Origin of the sequence: Arenicella sp. 4NH20-0111 (assembly GCF_040366405.1) — a bacterium.
GTDB lineage: Bacteria > Pseudomonadota > Gammaproteobacteria > Arenicellales > Arenicellaceae > Arenicella.
In genome coordinates this window covers 115,543-133,760 of record NZ_BAABWF010000008.1, presented here as the reverse complement: position 1 = coordinate 133,760, position 18,218 = coordinate 115,543, and the positions used below count along the sequence as shown (strand labels likewise).

The 18,218-nt window shown below is 44.5% G+C and carries 15 protein-coding genes; 13 read left to right on the top strand and 2 right to left on the bottom strand.

The window, feature by feature from the left end; translation table 11 throughout:
• Nucleotides 1-92: 92 nt before the first annotated feature.
• From ABWW54_RS15875 to ABWW54_RS15815, 13 genes are all read left to right on the top strand, one after another.
• Nucleotides 93-1,439: a polysaccharide biosynthesis/export family protein gene (locus ABWW54_RS15875; protein ID WP_353413656.1), complete on the top strand. Its 1,347-nt coding sequence runs from the start codon at nt 93-95 to the stop codon at nt 1,437-1,439.
• Nucleotides 1,436-3,529, top strand: a complete 2,094-nt coding sequence (locus ABWW54_RS15870; RefSeq protein ID WP_353413655.1) for a GumC family protein — start codon at nt 1,436-1,438, stop codon at nt 3,527-3,529. Before ABWW54_RS15875 ends, ABWW54_RS15870 begins: the two co-directional genes overlap by 4 nt.
• Nucleotides 3,530-3,659: 130 nt before the next feature.
• Nucleotides 3,660-4,247, top strand: coding sequence for a hypothetical protein (locus ABWW54_RS15865; RefSeq protein WP_353413654.1), 588 nt, complete (start codon nt 3,660-3,662; stop codon nt 4,245-4,247).
• Nucleotides 4,248-4,269: 22 nt separating this feature from the next.
• Nucleotides 4,270-5,679, top strand: coding sequence for an O-antigen ligase family protein (locus ABWW54_RS15860; RefSeq protein WP_353413653.1), 1,410 nt, complete (start codon nt 4,270-4,272; stop codon nt 5,677-5,679).
• A 77-nt stretch (nt 5,680-5,756) separates the two neighbouring features.
• Nucleotides 5,757-6,698 (top strand): UDP-glucuronic acid decarboxylase family protein, encoded by a 942-nt coding sequence (locus tag ABWW54_RS15855; RefSeq protein ID WP_353413651.1) that lies wholly within the window; start codon nt 5,757-5,759, stop codon nt 6,696-6,698.
• Nucleotides 6,699-6,793: 95 nt separating this feature from the next.
• Nucleotides 6,794-7,831, top strand: coding sequence for a glycosyltransferase family 4 protein (locus tag ABWW54_RS15850; RefSeq protein ID WP_353413650.1), 1,038 nt, complete (start codon nt 6,794-6,796; stop codon nt 7,829-7,831).
• A gap of 78 nt (nt 7,832-7,909) precedes the next feature.
• Nucleotides 7,910-9,292: a glycosyltransferase family 4 protein gene (locus tag ABWW54_RS15845; protein WP_353413649.1), complete on the top strand. Its 1,383-nt coding sequence runs from the start codon at nt 7,910-7,912 to the stop codon at nt 9,290-9,292.
• Nucleotides 9,289-10,185 carry a glycosyltransferase gene (locus tag ABWW54_RS15840; RefSeq protein ID WP_353413647.1) on the top strand — a complete coding sequence of 299 codons (897 nt, stop codon included), beginning with the start codon at nt 9,289-9,291 and terminating at the stop codon, nt 10,183-10,185. The genes ABWW54_RS15845 and ABWW54_RS15840 overlap by 4 nt, the downstream gene beginning before the upstream one ends.
• Nucleotides 10,186-10,189: 4 nt before the next feature.
• Nucleotides 10,190-11,125, top strand: a complete 936-nt coding sequence (locus ABWW54_RS15835; protein ID WP_353413646.1) for a glycosyltransferase family 2 protein — start codon at nt 10,190-10,192, stop codon at nt 11,123-11,125.
• Complete coding sequence (locus ABWW54_RS15830; protein WP_353413645.1) at nt 11,122-12,294, top strand: glycosyltransferase family 4 protein; 1,173 nt, start codon at nt 11,122-11,124, stop codon at nt 12,292-12,294. The genes ABWW54_RS15835 and ABWW54_RS15830 overlap by 4 nt, the downstream gene beginning before the upstream one ends.
• A gap of 170 nt (nt 12,295-12,464) precedes the next feature.
• A complete protein-coding gene (locus ABWW54_RS15825; protein ID WP_353413644.1) occupies nt 12,465-13,847 on the top strand; it encodes a hypothetical protein in 1,383 nt (460 codons plus the stop codon).
• A 30-nt stretch (nt 13,848-13,877) separates the two neighbouring features.
• Nucleotides 13,878-15,656: a carbamoyltransferase family protein gene (locus tag ABWW54_RS15820; protein WP_353413643.1), complete on the top strand. Its 1,779-nt coding sequence runs from the start codon at nt 13,878-13,880 to the stop codon at nt 15,654-15,656.
• 11 nt (nt 15,657-15,667) lie between these two features.
• Complete coding sequence (locus tag ABWW54_RS15815; RefSeq protein WP_353413642.1) at nt 15,668-16,687, top strand: MraY family glycosyltransferase; 1,020 nt, start codon at nt 15,668-15,670, stop codon at nt 16,685-16,687.
• A 62-nt stretch (nt 16,688-16,749) separates the two neighbouring features.
• Here ABWW54_RS15815 and ABWW54_RS15810 read toward each other — a convergent pair whose 3' ends face one another.
• Both ABWW54_RS15810 and purN read right to left on the bottom strand, forming a co-directional pair.
• Nucleotides 16,750-17,439, bottom strand: a complete 690-nt coding sequence (locus ABWW54_RS15810; protein ID WP_353413640.1) for a DUF3108 domain-containing protein — start codon at nt 17,437-17,439, stop codon at nt 16,750-16,752.
• Nucleotides 17,440-17,567: 128 nt separating this feature from the next.
• On the bottom strand, nt 17,568-18,218 hold the full coding sequence (gene purN, locus ABWW54_RS15805) for a phosphoribosylglycinamide formyltransferase (protein ID WP_353413639.1): 651 nt from the start codon (nt 18,216-18,218) through the stop codon (nt 17,568-17,570).

Genomic DNA, 18,218 nt, shown 5'->3' with positions numbered 1-18,218 from the left:
AATCTGATAAGTTGTGCTCTAAGGTGCACTTGCCGAAAGTTAAACGCCTATATTAAAAATGAAAATCTAAATTTACTGACGTGATAATGATCATGATGGAATCACTTAATAGGCCTCACACCTTGAACTTAAGAGTTCAGGGAGCGCGATTGCGGTTTCTATTGGTTATTGTCTTTCTGGGATTGCTGGCTTCTCAATGGTCAATTGCAGCCACAGAAACCATTGAAATTTATGGGGTTAATAGTAAAGCCTTGCTTGGTGTGGTGCCAGCATCCTCTCGTTCGATAACTTTGGAAGAACAACAAGGTTTTGATCGGGTGCAATTTGTCAAACCTACCGTGAAAGGGTGGGTGAGCGAAGAGTTTGTTGAATTTCAAACCGACGCTAATGGGGTTGGTTTTATAAAAGTGGATACGGACGTCTTAAATTTCAGGGTTCAGCCATCACGATCATCATTGCGTATTACTCAACTCTATCGTAATCACACCAGTCGAGTGCTTCAAAGACGTGATGGCTTTGTGCAAATTTTCGCACCAGCCTCATTGGTCGTGCTGGTGGCAAATATAAAGTCTTCAGGTAATGAAGTTAAGGCGCCTGAAACACCGGTTTCAGAGAATTCTGTAGGAACGGCTGTTAAGGCGACCATGCAAAGTAAGGAGCCTGAGGTATCTGCCAATGTGGATGATGCGAATTCGCAAGGTACGTTGAGCCAAGCTAGTACTCACCTGATAGCGCCAGGTGATGCCATATCTTTGTTAGTATTCGGTGAAGCAGACTTAAGTTTACGAGGCGTTCGTGTTCCACAAAGTGGAAGCGTTTCGTTTCCACTCATTGGCGCAGTCGAAGTCGTAGGAAAGACAACGACTGATATTGAAAGAGAGCTAGAAGTTCTGCTGTCAAAGGGGTACGTCAAAAACCCGAAGTTGTCGGTTTCTATATTCAGCTATAGGCCGATCTTTATTAGAGGAGAAGTCATTTCAACTGGGTCATTTCCTTATAACGAAGGACTTACGGTGGCAAAAGCGATAGCCCTCGCGGGTGGAGTTAAACCCTCAGCTAAAGAGCTTGGGATCAGTTTAATGCGTGACGGGAAGATCATCGCCCAAGACCTGTCGGTTAATAGTTTACAAGTGATTTCTTCTGGAGATGTGGTCAGTGTCGCCGCAGATAAACGTCTCAAGGAAGCTGAATCTGCGTTCATCTACTTACACGGAGAAGTAGCAGTTTCTGGCGAATATGAATTTAGGCCGGGACTAACCGTCGAGAAAGCGGTGGTATTAGCTGGTGGGTTTACATTGCGCGCATCGAAGAGGAAAATCGATATTACTCGATATGAAGCCTTAAGCGAAGATGGCGAACCTGCAGAACTACGGCGTGTTAAGTTGTACACGCCGGTTAAACCGGGTGACGTAATTAGAGTGGGGGCGAGCTGGTTTTGACTAAGCAACCACAACTCAATTCGATCAACGAGGAGCCAACAGAGCAGGGCGAGCGCCTGGTTCGAGATTGGTTTTCGAACTCCGTGGGCGCCGCACCCAGTCCTGCTTCGGGCAGTCCGGAATCTGATTCGTTGGCAACCACTCTGGCTGTATTTAGTCAGGTAATTAAGGAAAGCAAATGGAGCATAATCCTGCTGATCGTTTTAGCGACGATTGGTGGCGTGGTGAAAGCACTCTCTGAAACCCCGATTTATCAAGCCAGTTTAACAATGGCTGTTGAGCCAAGTGGCTCATCATCTGGTACCCAAGCGTTGTTTGATCCGTACGCTTACCGGTTTTATGAAACCCAATATGAACTGCTGAAAAGCCGTTCAGTGGCAGAAAGGGTCGTTGATAAATTAGCGCTTGCTGAGAGGGATTCTGTGACCAGCTTGCTGGTACCTCCAAGCCTAACACAGACATTGATATTTGAATTTGAAAAATTAGTCGGTGTGAAATTTTCTGAACCACTTGAAAAGCTTGACTCGGTATCGGCGCTCTCTGACAGTGAGTTACAGGGCAGAAAGAGGTGGCTTACGTCGGTGGTACAGTCAGGAGTGAGCGTCAGTGGCGGTGAAAAAACAAACCTTGTTAATGTTACCTATCGTTCCATAAACCCGGAATTCGCGGCTGAAGTTGCAAACACCCTTGTTGAGGCTTATATAGATCAAGGTTTGGATTCCCAACTGAATCGCTCTCAACAAACCACACGATGGTTGTCGCAAAGAATCAGTGAATTGAAGAAAACTCTTGATCAAGCTCAATCTAACCTTCAGACGTTTTTGGTTGAAGAGGACATGTTAGATTCATCGAGCGGATCAGATATTACGGCATCTGAATTGCGCGCGCTTAATACCGAATACATCGCATCTAGATCTAGATTGGATGAGCTTGAAAAACGTTACGGTGGATTGCACCCTAAAATTGCTGAGACACGAGCCGAAGTGCTGGCAGCAAAACGACGCCTTGACTCTAAGTCGAGGTCTATTTCATCTAATAGGCAAAAGCAAATTGAGCTTGCTCGTTTAGAGCGTGAGGTTGATAGTAATAAAGAGCTTTATGAAGCGTTTTTGAATAAGTTTAGAGAGGCAGACTTATCTTCGTCCGCCACTCAAGTTGCCCGCGCACGAATTATTGATCGTGCTATGCCGCCTGGTGGTCCTATTTACCCGCAGAAACAGAGAATAATAATGGCTTGGGCTATGGGCGGGCTGTTTTTGGGGATTGGTTTAGCGTTCTTTAGAGAACAATTAGACTCGACGTTTAAGAATGGGCGAGTGGTTGAGAATAAGCTGGGACTGCCACTTTTTGGCGTTATGCAGTCTTTGGATAAAAACGTGGATCGCGTAGAGCGCCACTATCTGGATAATAAACGTTCGGTATTCTCTGAGTCGGTAAACCATATTCGAACGGGTGTCATGTACTCTAATGTCGATCACCCTCCTCAAGTGATTGTTATAACGTCTTCAGTACAAAGCGAGGGCAAAACCACCTTAGCCTCAAATCTTGCTCTTTCTTATGCTCAACTGGGCCCAACGTTACTGATCGATGCTGATTTGCGAAGACCGAGAATAAAAAATATCGTGGATACTGGCGTAACTGTGGGCTTGGTGGACTTGGTTGCGGGAGTTGTCGATTATAAAGATTGTGTTAAGCAAGACGCGGAGGAAAATGACCTTTACGTACTCAAGGCTGGCACCACTCCACCTAACCCTTTGGAGCTCTTAGCGAGTGATCGATTTAAGGTGATTCTTCAAACCTTAAAAAAGAAGTTCGAGCACATTATTATAGATACTGCTCCTGTGTTGCCAGCGTCTGATGCTGTGGTATTGGGGCAGTTGTGTGATTGTTTAATGTTGGCTGTCCAATCAGATAGAACAACTCATCATATGGCACGTGATGCGATACGTCGTCTAACCAACAGCAAGGTAAATGTTTCAGGGCTTATATTGACGCAGGCGAATATTAAAAAGGATAACCCCTACGCCTACGGAGGCTATTATGGCTATGGCGCGTATGCTTACGTTGAAGAAAATACTAAAATCAAATGAAAGTTGCCGATGGACTTAGTATGACGACGCTATCTTTGAGAAATCATCACTAGCTAGGAACGGCAATATAGGTATTGATATGGAGTTGTGGGGGCGACATTCAGCGAAATTAGTAACCAGTGTTTGGGTCATGGCCACTCTTTTTTTTATGCAGCTGGCTTGTGCATTTTTATCTGTTTATCGCTTGGATTCGCCAAAGCAGGATGCCTGGGCTGTCAGGTTAATATGGAACCCGTTTTACAGCAGTGCCAACGAGAAGGTTAGCGCTCTCTCAGAGTCGGTTCGAGAATCTGAGCGAAGACTTGAGTTTATGACTTTTGCGGCGGAACGCAAAAAAGAGGCAGGAAAAAAGCTCTACTCTGTACAAGAAAAACTAAATGTTCGGCCATTCAGTCTGCCTCTTTGGCTAGAGTTGATTTCTCTCCAACACGAAACGCAAGCAAGCATCAATGAGCGTCTTTGGGCCATGGAGTACGCGCTCATGTTAGGTGGTTGGAATCATGTTTATCGGCTGCACATTACGCGACCATGCTTGCTTTCGCCAACGAATATATTCGAGGGAAACCCTTCTCTATGTGAAAAGCTACTTGCAAGCTTACCGCATGAATCAAATGCCATGAATGCGAGAGATCTTGGAGTAAGTCATGATCTGCTTGAAAAGCAACTAAGAGTAAGGCTAGAGCAGCTAGAAGCCACGAGAGGTCTTGATGGCCGCTAGGAGTAATGCGTGGAGGTTGAGTATGCCAGAGTACAGATCCGGCTCTCTAGTAGATCTCTTGGAGAAGTTACTTTGGTGCGGATTTTTAGTTATTCTCTTTAGTTGTTCGTTTGTCTTTGGTGGATATGCAACGAGAGATTGGCTCATGTTCAGTGGCGTATTCTATCTATGGTTTTCCATATATTTGTTGATTGTGGGACTTGGCGCAAAAGCCAACTATCGAGCATTAAAGGCCGCTAGAGTTTGTATTGGATTGCTCCTTTTTTCATTGGTTTGGCTCTATTTTCAGATGACACTTCCATTCAGCCATGCGTTCTATGGTGCATTGAGTGAGCTCTCTTTGGTTAGTCAAGTTGCTCCGCCTTCTTGGTTTCGGCCTGAAGCTGTATGGAGCGTGACTCCGTCGCGGACTCAGTGGCTGTTATTAAGTGAATCGCTATTCTTCTGCATGTTTCTATCTGTCTTAGCGATAGTTCATAGCAGGCAGCGATTGCGAATACTTTTAATTATGATATTGATCGTCGGTGTAGTTCATTCAGCTATAGGACTTGTGAGCAAGACCGCCGGGCTTGTTTTGGTGGATATTAAAGAGCTCGACGGTCATTTCAGCGCTGCTAGAGGTTTGTTTGTAAACCGAAATCATTTTGGTGGGTTTGTGGTGATTTGCCTGTTTGGTGGCATTGGATGGCAGCTACGTTTTTTTTCAAAGTACGCGGGAGTTAAGGCGAAGGAAATGGTGATAGCGCAATTTACAGGCTTCTATTTATGGGCTTTTGTAGCAATCGCTTTCGGTATGATTGCTGTGATCAGTAGTGAGTCTCGCGCAGCAAGTTTTTCTATTATTGTTGCGTTCGTATTGGTCATCACATTGACTAAGCGCGATGATAAAGTTCTAGGGCCTAAGTTTCTTTCTGTCATTGTCATCATTGGGGCTATGTTATTGCTTTATTTTGGACAAGAACTATTGGCTCGTATTGTTAAAGACGGATTTAGTTTGGGGGAGCGTTGGGAGCAGTGGAAGTTTACTCTTGCAGCGATTGGGGATAACCCGTTATTCGGTTACGGAGGAGGGAGTTATTCAACCGTCTTTCAGTCGTATCGGCATGGAGATGATTTTCGCCAGGTGGTCTACGCTCAATCACATAATTACTATCTGCACTTATGGCTGGAGCGAGGGTTAATCGGGTTGACGGTTTGGGTAGCACTGTTGTTTACCTTGCTAAAGCACGCGTATCACCACAGTATGGCCCATAGAAGTAGTTTGGTTAGATCTTCAATGGGCGCCGCATTGATAATCATTGTCGCATCGATGATACAGTCGATGGTAGATTACAATTTGCAAATGCTTACGATTCGAAGTTACTTTATGGTGCTGTTAGCGTTAGTCTTAGCGGCTCCTGAAGTTGAACATCGGGTGCGGTCTCACAAATAACCTGATACCATTTCCTCTGTCTCTCACAGAGCCTTTGGGCTCTGTTTAACCGCACTTTTTTATGGTCAAAAAATATTATGCTTAAAACCAAAAAAATACTCGTTACGGGTGGAGCCGGATTTCTCGGGTCTCATTTGTGCGAGCAGTTGTTAAAAAGCGAGCATGAAGTACTCTGCGTTGATAATTATTTTACCGGTAATAAAGCAAATATTTTACACTTGCTCGATAATCCTCGTTTCGAGCTTATGCGGCACGATGTGACGTTTCCTCTGTATGTAGAGGTGGATGAAATTTACAATCTGGCCTGCCCTGCATCTCCCATTCACTATCAACATGATCCGGTGCAGACCACTAAAACGAGCGTCCATGGTGCTATCAACATGCTGGGGCTGGCTAAGCGTGTCGGCGCAAAAATTCTTCAAGCCTCAACCAGCGAAGTGTACGGAGATCCATCGATGCACCCTCAGCGTGAAGATTATTGGGGGAATGTAAATCCGATTGGTGTTAGATCTTGTTATGACGAGGGGAAACGTTGTGCTGAAACATTGTTTTTTGATTATCATCGGCAACATTCATTGCGTATTAAAATCATGCGTATTTTTAATACCTACGGACCTAGAATGCACCCGCAAGATGGGAGAGTGGTTTCAAACTTTATTGTGCAGGCACTAAAAGGCGAACCCATTACGATTTATGGAGACGGTAGTCAAACGCGCTCTTTTTGTTTTGTTGATGACCTAGTTAAGGGAATGATTTCTTTGATGGGGTCGGCTGATGAGTTTGTTGGACCAGTCAATATTGGAAACCCCAATGAATTTACGATAAAACAATTGGCAGAAGTCATTATTGATCAAACAGGCTCGAAATCTGAGCTGGTTTTTAATCCTCTGCCTAGTGATGACCCTAAACAACGCCGTCCCGATATTTCGTTGGCTAACTCTGAGCTAAATTGGTTTCCTCAAATAGAACTTGAAGAAGGCGTTAGTAAAACGATCGAGTATTTTAGGAAGATTGTTTAGCTAGTAATTTGCCTTTGCACGATTTGCCATTTTAGAGCGTGAGCCGATTCAAAATAAATTTGTTTGAGTGTTTTCGCTCAGATTATCGATTGAGTATGGATATTTATGCTCGTCAAATTAATGCTGGGCTAAATGAAATTGGTTGCCAAAGTTCTATCTTTACTCCACGGCACCCTTTAGAGAGAGTTCACCATTCACGTTTTGCAATGCGATATCTTCGTTACTTTGCCTACCCACGACAGGTGCAACGTCACGATCAGGTCGCAGATGTGCAGCATGTGATTGATCATGGTTATGCGCATCTCCATAGTAATTTAGGGCGTGGGCTGAAAGTGGTTTCGGCGCATGACCTTATCCCGTTCTTGACTTGGCAAGGAAGAATTCCAAGTGAGGGAAAAGTTCGAAAGCCTCATTTAAACCTCCATTCACTCAAATACCTTCGTGATTACGATCGAGTGATAGCGATGAGTCAGAGTACTGCGAGAGATCTGATTGATCTACTCGGGGTTTGCGCTGATAAAATTAGTATAGTGCCTCCCGTCATTGGTGAACACTTTAGCCACCAAGATCCGCATGCGGTTTCAAAATACAGAAAGCAATTGGTCGGAGACTCGGAAGCTAAAATCGTCATGATCTCTGGACGAGAACACTACAAAAATTTCGAAACAAGTATTCGAGTGGTTAAGAGGTTGCTTAATCAGAATGTTAATGTCGTGTTGATCAAAAGCGGCCTGCCCAATCCTTCATTTGATCAGCTCATTCAGCAAGAGAAAATAGCAGACAAAGCCAAGTCTATTTACATAGAGAGTCATCTGGACCTTCCTCTTCTGTACAGTGCGGCTGACTGCTTACTCTTTCCGTCCTGGTACGAAGGCTTTGGGATGCCTGTTGCCGAAGCGCTGGCTTGTGGTACGTGTGTTGTGTCGTCCAATGCAGCAAGCCTACCGGAGGTCGGAGGAGAGTTAGCGTTGACGGCAGAGCCAGATGATGTCGCGGGATTAGCTGACCTAGTTTACACTTGCCTTACCGATGAGAGTATGAAGAAGAAGGTGTTGCGTCATGGGGAACGGTGGGTGGATCAGTTTCGCACTGAACCTGTCCTAAATCGCTTAATGAAAGCGTATAACGTATAATTTTGGTTTGGGTACCAAAGTCCATCCGTGGGTCTTAATGTCAATTGATTCGCCGCTAAACTAAATATAGAAAGACATATGTCATTTCGAAAAGAACATTTGTTGTTTATTGCTCCCTCAGCCTACCCTCTAGGAGGAGTGTCAGTCTGGCTAAATTATCTACTCCCGAGTTTACGAAAGAAAGGGTTCATCGTGACGTTGGGACTGGTCAACGGAAAATCGCACAATGCAGATACTTATCTGCAACATTATCCATTTTCAGATGTTGTTAAGATAGAACTAGGCTCTGGATCTTTGTATTCTCGAATGCGTTCGTTGGCTGACGTCATTTCTAAGGTATCGCCAACAATGGTTGTGTCCGTGAACATTCCTGATGTCTATTTGGCAACTCGCCTGATGAGACGTAAAAAAATAGGTGAAGATTTTCGTTTGGTGTCCACTATTCACGGCATCCTTCCCCGTTTGTTTTCGGATTTAAATAAATATTCTGACGTTATTAATGACGTAGTTGCAACAAATAAGTTAACGTGTGCGATGCTGGAGTCAGAGACGTCATACTCTTCAACGCAGTTGCACTATGCACCGTATGGTGTGGAAATATATCCAAAGAACGACCACGATAGGTCACCCGAACGGCCTATTAATATTCTGTATTGTGGGCGAATTGACACGACACAAAAACGATGTCAGGACTTGAAAAGTATAGCCACGCAACTAGCGAATAAAGGGGTTAACTTCAATTTGTTAATTGCGGGTGATGGCCCTTATCGTTCAACCTTGTTTAGCGAGCTTAAACAATTTTCGGTTGTTGACTTGGGGGTATTGTCTGTTAATGAGATGACTGACAAAGCTTATCGGCGAGCTGACGCATTGTTGCTCCCATCTGAATGGGAAACTGGACCTATCGTTGTTTGGGAGGCAATGGCTCATGGTGTACCCATTGTTACCAGTCGGTATAACGGGTTGAGCTCAGAAGGGGCTCTAAAACATTTGAAGAACTGCTTGATTTTTGATGTGGGTGACTCTGATGGTGCCGCTGAATGCTTTCAAGTTCTGGCGGATTCGGTTTTAAGAGAACAAATGATAGATAACGCTTATAAACTATTGGAGCAGCGATATAATCGTGAGAAATCGGTTCAAGCCTGGGCGGATGTTTTTTCCTCGATGTCTGAGAGTTCCTTAAGTATTGCCGCACCAAAAATCCCTCGAATTGCTCCAAGAGGGCGTCTTGAGACGTGGTTGGGGGTTGAGGCAGGTGATTTTGTCAGGCGGTGTTTGAATTTGAAGGTGGCGATGTTTAGTGCCGGCGATGAGTGGCCTCATTCACACGCACAAACCGATGACCCTACGTACGATGATTTTTATAGAAAATTAGAGTCAATTGAAATGAATGCGGTAGGTGATCGTTCACCAATTTCCTCCGGTAAACGTGAGCACAAAAACAATGAGGGTGCCATATGAGCCTGAGTATTGTCATCTGCACCTACAATCGCTCTCATGAACTTGCTTTGACACTACAGTCTATATGCACTGTCGCCGCTGAATTTGAATTTGGCGATGAGGTTATTGTTATAGATAATAACTCAGATGATGATACTAAGGTCGTTGCTGAATCTTTTCGCGAGCGGATTCCACTCAGATACCTATTTGAAAGCAAGCAGGGACTGTCTCACGCTAGAAATGCAGGGTTACGGTTTGCAAAAAACACGCTTTTAATCTTCTTCGATGATGATGTTAATGTGTTGCCTGGCACAGTAACGGCGTATCGTCAGGCGGCAGAGCGGCACTCAGGCGTTGGTTTTTACGGGGGGAGAATCAGTGTGTATTGGAAGAATGGTGCTCCGAAATGGTTTAGAGGCTACGAGCTGCCTTTGATTAATGGGTTAGTTGGGCATTATCGACCACCCGTTGGTTCAGCATTTCCACCAGAAAAGCTGTTACCTTACGGAGCAAACTTTGCGTTAAATACAAGCCACACTAAAGTCATCGGAGAGTTTGACTCCAGTCTTGGTGTAAGAGGAGCTGAGATAGGTCGAGGTGAAGAAACGGATTTCTTTTTACGAGCAATTAATCAAGGAGTGTCCGGCATGTACTTAGATTTAGCCGAGGTTGAGCATAGATTTCAGGAGGAACGGTTTACGTTATCTTACTTTTACCGTTATGGGATACAGAAAGGATTATCAAATCCAAACGTCTCGTGTGATGATTGGCTTGTTAAAGCACTAAAGCAAGTCGTGTTGGGAGGCGTTCAGTTGCTAAAGGGGCGTAAAGATCATTTTTATCAGTGCGTAATCAACGTTGGGCTTTTTAGGGGAGTTGGTATCGTGATGCGTCGGAATAGGTTGGGTAGTTGATTAAATGAATGCGTCTTTATCTGTTGTACTACCGACTTACAATCGTGGCGCGGTATTGCTCGATACTCTTGACTTTCTCTTTGCTCAATCGGTATTGCCGGGCGAAATTATTGTCGTTGACCAAACCCAATATGTTTCTGGGGATGAGCATGCTTCAAGACTCAGTACGTTGCATAAACGTGGCAAGATAATTTGGGTGCGCAGAACGGAGCCATCCATTCCACAAGCCATGAACCAGGGTTTGATAACCAGTTCGTCGGATTGGGTGTTGTTTTTAGATGATGATGTTGAGTTCGCGCGGGATTTTATTCAGGAGCATCTTCGGCAAATTGAAAAAGGCGATGCTTTGGCACATGTCGGTCAAATCGTTCAACCGTGGCAGGAACCGAATACAAGGATGCTGAAATATGAATCGGGCAATGGATTGTATGAAGATTTGGATTTTCGTTTTAACGCAGATCGAGAATTCCGAATTCGAAACTGTATGGCTGGAAATTTGTGTGTTAGCCGGGAAGCTGCGCTTAACGCAGGTGGTTTTGACGAAAATTTTACGGGGTCTGCTTTTAGATTTGAAACTGAATTTTGTAAACGTTTCTGTTTGCGCAATAAGACGCTTTTTAAATATACGCCCACACCCAAACTTGATCATCTTTATGTGAAGAGTGGAGGTACGCGAGCGCATGCTAATCATTTAACGTCTTTTTCTCCAGCCCACAGTATGGGCGATTATTATTATGCTTTGTTAAATGGTTTAAACATGGCTTCCGCACTCTACGTGCTTCGTCGACTGGTATTTAGTCTTAAGGCAAAATTCTATCTAAAGAAGCCATGGTATATCCCTGTGCGGATTGTGGCGGAAGTAAGAGGGCTAGTTAATGCGATACTCAGTATAAAAAAAGGGCAATCCCTAGTAAGTTGTGATCTGGAGACAGCGCGTTGAAGAGGCCTGTATCATTGGCGATCGTTGTATCTCATCCGATACAGCATTACGTGCCAGTTTACAGAGAATTGGCGAAAAACAAGAACATTCGATTGAAGGTTTTCTATGTTGCTGAAAATGGCGCTTTTGAATCCTTTGATCCTCAGTTTGGTCGGAAGATTAAATGGGATGTGCCATTAACTGAGGGTTACAATTTTACGTTTTTAGAGCCAGGGAAAATTCTCAATAGTTTTGGCTTTAGAGCAGTAGACAGTACCAATATCTCAGAACAGTTAAAGAACTTTGAGCCTGATGTTATTTGGATCAATGGTTATGGGCAATTAGTAAATTGGAGAGCGCTATTTGCCTCAAGATTTGGTGCTCGCGTGGTTTATACAGCTGACTCCAATATCGTGGATCCTCGTGGGCGGGTCAAAAAGTTTTTTAAGAGGTTCGTTGTAGCGAACTTCTTACGTTTCTGTGATCACTGTCTGAGCTACAGCCCGAGAGGGAGGCTCTATTTGGAGTATTACGGAGTTGAAGCGCAGAGAATATTTGATACGAAGTTTCCTGTTGACATCAATCGCTTAGAACATCAGTTAAACCAGCTAGATGAAGGCACTACTGAGAAGCTGCGCTCAGAGCTAGGCTTTGGCTCCGATCATAAAATCTTATTGTTCGCAGGCAAGTTGGTTCAACATAAAAGACCTCAGGATGTGGTGCGAGTGATTGAAAAACTTAGGGACAGACGCATTTCAGCTCTGTTTCTTGGCAGTGGTGAAATGGAGTCTGGTTTGCGAGTAATGGTGGATGAGCTGGGCTTATCTGATCGTATTAAGTTTGTTGGTTTTGTGAATCAGTCTGAGTTGGCGAACTATTTTCAATTGTCGAATGTGTTTGTGTTTCCGTCAGAAAGGGAGCCCTACGGGGCTGTCGCTAGTGAAGTGTTGCCTTTCGGGTTGCCGATTATAGCGGCTGACAACATTGGTTGCATTGGGGCGAGCATTATTGAAGGGGTTAATGGTTTGCTCTATGAGTGTGGTGATATTGATAAGCTTGCAGAACAAGTGGAGCGTCTGTTCCTCGATCCAGGAATGTACAGCGCGTTTTCCAAAGCTTCCAGAGAAATGGCTAGAAGCCACGATAAATCGACAATGGCTGACTGCATTGCCACAATATGCACTGAATAATGAAATCGTATTTATGGAAAAGTAAAGTTTGGATAATTGTTGCCGAAATTCTGCCTAATAAAACGGTTTTAATTTAGCTCAATGCTAAACTTGGGTATGGTTGATTTCACTGGTATGAACTTACAAGACGGTCCTCATTTAAGTGGGGTTTTGATTCGCTGGGCTTTTAGATGCTGACGTTGTTTTTAATAATTCTTGCTGTGGCCTGCATAGCAAGTATGACCAGTCCGCGATATGCGATAGTGAGCATATTGGCGATCGGATTCCTGCAAGATCCGTTTAGAAAATTGGTCCCAGGTGAACCCATCTATTTTATTGTGACCGTAGGATTTGTTTTTGGAGTGGTCTTTCTATCCACACTCCAAAGAGAAGGTATTGGTGGGCTAGCAACCCCTTTTACAGGGTGGACGACCATTACAAGACAGCCGCTCAATTTGTTCTTCGCAGTTTTGGGCTTGCAGTTTGCGCATTCCATGGTTAGGTACGGAAACCCGTTCGTTAGTTTGATTGGATTATTGTCTTACACTGCTCCATTCTTCGCTATTGTGGTTGGGTATTATATGGTCGAACGCTCGAACGATATACGAGCGTTCATGAAGGTCTATGTTGTGGTTGGATTTGTTTTATCTCTTACTGTGTGGTTGTCCTTTTCAGGCATAGAGATGAAGATATTTAAAGAAGTTGGGAAAGGCTTGCTCATATATGATCAAGGAACAATCCTAAGGTCATTTTCCGGATTTATGCGAACCGGAGAAATAGCGGCTTGGCATATGGCTACGTCATGTTGTTTTATTATTGTCTTATTCTTTGCATCTAAAAGTAGAGCGTCTGCGCTGTTGGTCGTGCTTGTTATTTTGTTTATGATGGCTGCAATCGCCTTTACAGGGCGTCGTAAGATGTTGATGTTGGTAACTATTTTTGGAATGCTTTATGGCGTTGGATTCGCGTATTATCGGAAACAGTTTAGCGTCAGTTATTTAGTTACCGCAGCCTCTCTGATTTTTTGTGTTTGGTTGGCGGTCGAGTTGGTTGCGCCCGGAGGTTACGGCGACGGTTTGGGTAATTACATCGCTCGTGGGACATCCGTGTATTCATCTGCATCTGAAAGAGCACTTGAACTAGGTTTGCGCCCAATTAACTGGGCATTTAACCGAGTTGGATTTTTAGGGGGAGGATTAGGCATTGCTTCTCAAGGGAGCCACTTTTTTAATGTGTCTACGATTGCTGGTGGATCAGGTGAAGGGGGCTTAGGAAAAATAATGGTCGAGCTGGGCGTTCCCGGTTTGTTGGTCTCTCTCTGGTTAATGTACGCACTTGCAAGATACATCAGCACCTCTATTCGATTGAGTGCACAGAACTTTGTACCCGAGAGGCTGATGCCTCTCATGCTGGGCATCGCCGGAATTTTATTGGTTAATGTTTTAACTTTTGCTGTAGCCACACAGGTTTATGGTGATATGTTTATTTTAATTTTGATTGGGTTGTTAGCGGGTTTCCTCTTTGCTCTGCCAAAACTTGTAGCGCGTGAGATCCAAGAAGGTGGCGGCAGCTAGTTTGCGTCTTCAACTAGGTAAGGATTAGATATGGGTACGAATACATTGAATATAATTGGCTTGAATGCGTTTCACGGCGATGCGTCCGCTTGCTTGATTGTGGATGGCTCTATGGTCGCGGCGGTTGAAGAGGAGCGGTTTCGTAGAATTAAACATTGGGCTGGATTTCCAAGCGAGTCAATTAAATACTGCTTGGCCGCCGGAGGTATCGAACTTAAGGATGTTGATGCCATTGCCATTAATTCGGATGCGAAGTCAGCTCGTGGCAAAAAAATAAAGTACGCTTTATCGGGGCAAGCTTCGTTAGCGTTAATCAGAGAAAAGTTGAGGGTGCGGGAAAAGCGTAAAAGTATTGAGGATTACTTACGAGAAAGTTTCCCAAACGAAACGTTTTCTGGAGCAGTCGACTATGTAGAACATCATTTAGCGCACTTAGCGTCGGCGTATTCCGTTTCGCCGTATGAGCAAGCGAGTATAGTCTCAGTTGATGGTTTTGGGGATTTTGCGTCCACGTCTTGGGGTCTAGGCGTAAATGATGAAATTGACTTGCAGAAACGAATCTATTTCCCTCACTCACTCGGGGTTTTCTATCAGGGTTTAACCCAATACCTGGGTTTCCCCTATTATGGCGATGAATACAAGATAATGGGGCTTGCGCCGTATGGCACTGCGAAATATCGAGATCAGATGGATGAAATTGTAATTCATAAATCGAACGGTGCGTTTGAGCTAAATCTCAGCTACTTTCAACATCATCGTAAGCCGATTGGGTATGAATGGGATAATGAAGCTCCTATGGTTAGTCAGATGTATCATGATTGCCTTTGTGATTTGTTAGGGCCTGCACGACAACCCGGTGAACCTCTCAAGCAGCATCACAAAGACATTGCTCGATCAGTGCAGGACTGCTACGAGCGGACTTTTTTTCATATTTTGAATCACTTGCACCGCAGCCATACCGAGCAAACGGGAACCAGTATTGAAAATCTAACGATTGCAGGTGGTTGTGGAATGAACTCGGTTGCGAATGGTAAAGTTCACCTAAATACACCTTATAAGAATATCTACGTACAGTCAGCGGCAGGTGATGCAGGTGGCGCAATAGGCGCTGCGGTGGTGGCTGGCCAGCGACTGGGTGGGAAGCGGCCTAAATTTTCAATGACCCATTCCTACTGGGGGCCATCGTTTTCAGACGAGGAGTTGGCTACCCTGATTTCACAGCGCAGTGGCGATTTCCAATCGGCTGATTGTCAGATAGAGCTGGAATTGGATTTAGATAGCTTGGTCGATAAAGTGAGTGCTTTGATAGCTGACGGGAAGGTGATTGGTTGGTTTCAAGGAGCCATGGAATGGGGACCGAGGGCATTGGGTAATCGCTCGATTTTGGGTGACCCAAGAAGAAGTAATATGAAAGATATCTTGAACCTGAAAATTAAAAGAAGGGAGTCTTTTCGCCCGTTCGCCCCTTCTGTGCTGCGTGAAGAAGTTGGAAATTGGTTTGAGTCCGATGGTGATGTGCCCTTTATGATGAAGGTATTTCAAATACGAGAAGCTCAGCGTGAGAAAATCCCGGCAGTGACTCATGTGGATGGGTCCGGGCGTTTGCAGACGGTTACTGAAGAAGGGAATCTTCGTTATTATGCGCTGATAAAGAGCTTCTTTTCTAAAACCGGGGTGCCGATGTTGTTAAACACCTCGTTTAATGAAAACGAACCTGTGGTGTGTACTCCGGACCAAGCTATAGATTGTTTTCTTCGGACAAATATGGATGTGCTTGTTCTTGGTTCCCATGTAATTCAACGCTGCTAGCGGAGGTTTTTATGGGGCAGCCAATCGTGTATGTATTATTCGCTTTGATAGGAATCACTGTGATTTCCGTCGTTGTGGCTCTCGTGCTTGCGCACTACGCTGAGCCATTGAAGCTGTTAGCTCAACCGGGCGAACACCGACTGCACCAGAAAGCGACGCCAATGGTGGGCGGCTTGGCAGTCTACTCAGCGGTACTGGTTGGGGTGATCTTCTTAGATGGAACGCATAAAAATATAATGCCTGCGTTAATGTTTATGTGTGCAATTGGTGCGTTGGACGACCGTTTCAAATTGCCTTCATGGTCTCGTTTTGTTGCTCAGGCGTTGGCGGCCTTTTTGATGATTAAAATGACGGGTGTACAGCTTCATTCTCTTGGTTATTTAACGCCTGACAATGAAGTATTGTTAAATACTTGGTCAGTACCTTTGACTTTGTTTGCGACCATTGGCGTGATAAATGCAGTGAACATGTCGGATGGTCATGATGGGCTAGCCGCGAGCTTGGTGTTATTGGTGTTAATTGCGCTGTTATTTATTGGAGGTGGTGGTCAGGGTTTGATCATGATAAGCATAGCTGCCGTCATTGGTTTCTTATTTTTAAATCTTAGATTATTTCGTGATCGAGCAAAGATATTCTTGGGCGACGCAGGGTCTACAATGCTCGGTCTGTTGCTGGCGTATCTGTTGATTAAATACTCTCAGTTAGATCGAGGGATTTGGCCCGTTACCGCTTTATGGCTGTTAGCTCTGCCACTTATCGATGCGGTCGCTGTTTTATTAGTTAGGCCCTTAAGAGGAAATTCCCCGTTTGCGGCAGACCGGATTCATTATCACCACCAATTGGTTGATAGAGGTGTCGGGGTGAATGTTGCCGTTCTTATCGCAGTGATATCCCAGGCGGGTTTTATAGCTCTTGGGCTATGGGCATGGCGTATTCGTATTGCCGATCACTTACAACTGATCGCGTTCCTTGCGCTGTTTGCCTGCTATGTCGTCAGCTTGATGTGGTTTACCAGAAAGAGTCGTGGTTAAAAGCGTGTAGGTCTTTATTTTCGTTTACTACGCGTGTCTTAAATGGTTTTCTGATAGGGCGGTTAAACTTTATTTAGTTCTGAAATTTCAAATGTCGTGGTCCTTGATTTTCTGGATTCTTCTATTCTAACGGGTAGGTACTGGTCAATTTTTGACAGCCAAAACGTTAGCGTGCGATTTGGCCGCAGTTCTCTTTCGAGAACCATTTTGATCGTATCACGATCACCCAAAGGTGTTGCGATACGCTCTTCTTGTGTCGAGCGAAGTTTATAGCCACGAATTCGCTTAGATTTACCGTCAACAATGTAGACGCCTTCACCGTCAGGGAGTTCGCCCTTTAACAATGCCGCCGCAAACCACATGATGCAATTGTCTACAACGTAACCTTGTGGCATATCGAGTGATTCTTGGTCGCTCAGGCTCACCTTTCGCTTTTCCCAGTCATAGTCGACTGAGTATTGTGTTTCGTCTACTGTGCCACCAGAGTAGTTTCGAGCGATGGCTCGGCCATCCACAACTTCAAATTCACAAGATTCTTGAATGTTACTCTGCATGAGAAGTAATGCCATTCCTTGGGCCTTGGTAACCGATTTGATGGCATAGCCGGTTTCGGTATTAGTAAGTTGGCTCTGAACTTTGCCGAGCGTGGCGTTACCAAACTTACTAATACGAATTTTATATTCTATTGAGACCGGTTCCAACGGCGCTGCCACATTGGCTGCGATTGCTTGAGAATGACCATTGTTTGACATACAGGCAACCAGAACCATACAGGCTATTGACGAACGCAGCTTACGCAAAGAGACGTTGGAATGTGTCGTTTTTAAAATTTTAATCAAACTAAGTTAATGAATAAATTAACAAACCCAAGTACGCTAACTTAGTGGTCAAATGTTTGCAACTGCTCACTTGAAATTTCACCATCCAGTAATACTTTGCCATTTTCGATGGTCAGTCGACCCTGTGTGAACCAGTTGACGGCCAACGGGTATAGCTCATGCTCTATTTTATGAATACGTGATTGCAATGATTCCTTAGTATCATCTGCGGTGATTTCGATTTGGCCTTGAAGAATCACAGGGCCAGCGTCTAATTCTGGAATGACGAAATGAATGCTCGCACCATGCCATTTTTCTTCTGCATCTAAGGCTCTTTGGTGGGTGTTGACACCGGTAAATTTAGGAAGCAGTGATGGATGAATATTAATGAGTCGATTAGCGTAGTGGTGAACAAACTCTGGGGTTAGTATTCTCATAAAGCCAGCGAGAATAACAATGTTTGGTTCAACTAAGTCGATATGGTTAATGAGTGCTTTGTCGAAGTCTAATCGGCTGGCGTAGTTGCGATGATCAATACAATGATGCTCTATGCCCGCATTGGCCGCCCTTTTTAAGCCATAGGCCGTTGATACATTGCTAATTACCAGGGCAATATCGACATCAAGTTGACCTGCATCAACTTGATCTATGAAGGCTTGTAGATTGCTGCCACCACCTGAAATCAGTATGACGGCCTTGGATTTTGTGGTCAT

Excerpts from the sequence above, each read along its gene's own strand:
- ABWW54_RS15875 (WP_353413656.1), top strand. The coding sequence starts at position 93 with ATGATGGAATCACTTAATAGGCCTCACACCTTGAACTTAAGAGTTCAG.
- ABWW54_RS15865 (WP_353413654.1), top strand. The coding sequence starts at position 3,660 with ATGGCCACTCTTTTTTTTATGCAGCTGGCTTGTGCATTTTTATCTGTT.
- ABWW54_RS15860 (WP_353413653.1), top strand. The coding sequence starts at position 4,270 with ATGCCAGAGTACAGATCCGGCTCTCTAGTAGATCTCTTGGAGAAGTTA.
- ABWW54_RS15855 (WP_353413651.1), top strand. The coding sequence starts at position 5,757 with ATGCTTAAAACCAAAAAAATACTCGTTACGGGTGGAGCCGGATTTCTC.
- ABWW54_RS15850 (WP_353413650.1), top strand. The coding sequence starts at position 6,794 with ATGGATATTTATGCTCGTCAAATTAATGCTGGGCTAAATGAAATTGGT.
- ABWW54_RS15845 (WP_353413649.1), top strand. The coding sequence starts at position 7,910 with ATGTCATTTCGAAAAGAACATTTGTTGTTTATTGCTCCCTCAGCCTAC.
- ABWW54_RS15840 (WP_353413647.1), top strand. The coding sequence starts at position 9,289 with ATGAGCCTGAGTATTGTCATCTGCACCTACAATCGCTCTCATGAACTT.
- ABWW54_RS15835 (WP_353413646.1), top strand. The coding sequence starts at position 10,190 with ATGAATGCGTCTTTATCTGTTGTACTACCGACTTACAATCGTGGCGCG.
- ABWW54_RS15825 (WP_353413644.1), top strand. The coding sequence starts at position 12,465 with ATGCTGACGTTGTTTTTAATAATTCTTGCTGTGGCCTGCATAGCAAGT.
- ABWW54_RS15820 (WP_353413643.1), top strand. The coding sequence starts at position 13,878 with ATGGGTACGAATACATTGAATATAATTGGCTTGAATGCGTTTCACGGC.
- ABWW54_RS15815 (WP_353413642.1), top strand. The coding sequence starts at position 15,668 with ATGGGGCAGCCAATCGTGTATGTATTATTCGCTTTGATAGGAATCACT.
- ABWW54_RS15810 (WP_353413640.1), bottom strand. The coding sequence starts at position 17,439 with ATGTCAAACAATGGTCATTCTCAAGCAATCGCAGCCAATGTGGCAGCG.
- purN (WP_353413639.1), bottom strand. The coding sequence starts at position 18,218 with ATGACCACAAAATCCAAGGCCGTCATACTGATTTCAGGTGGTGGCAGC.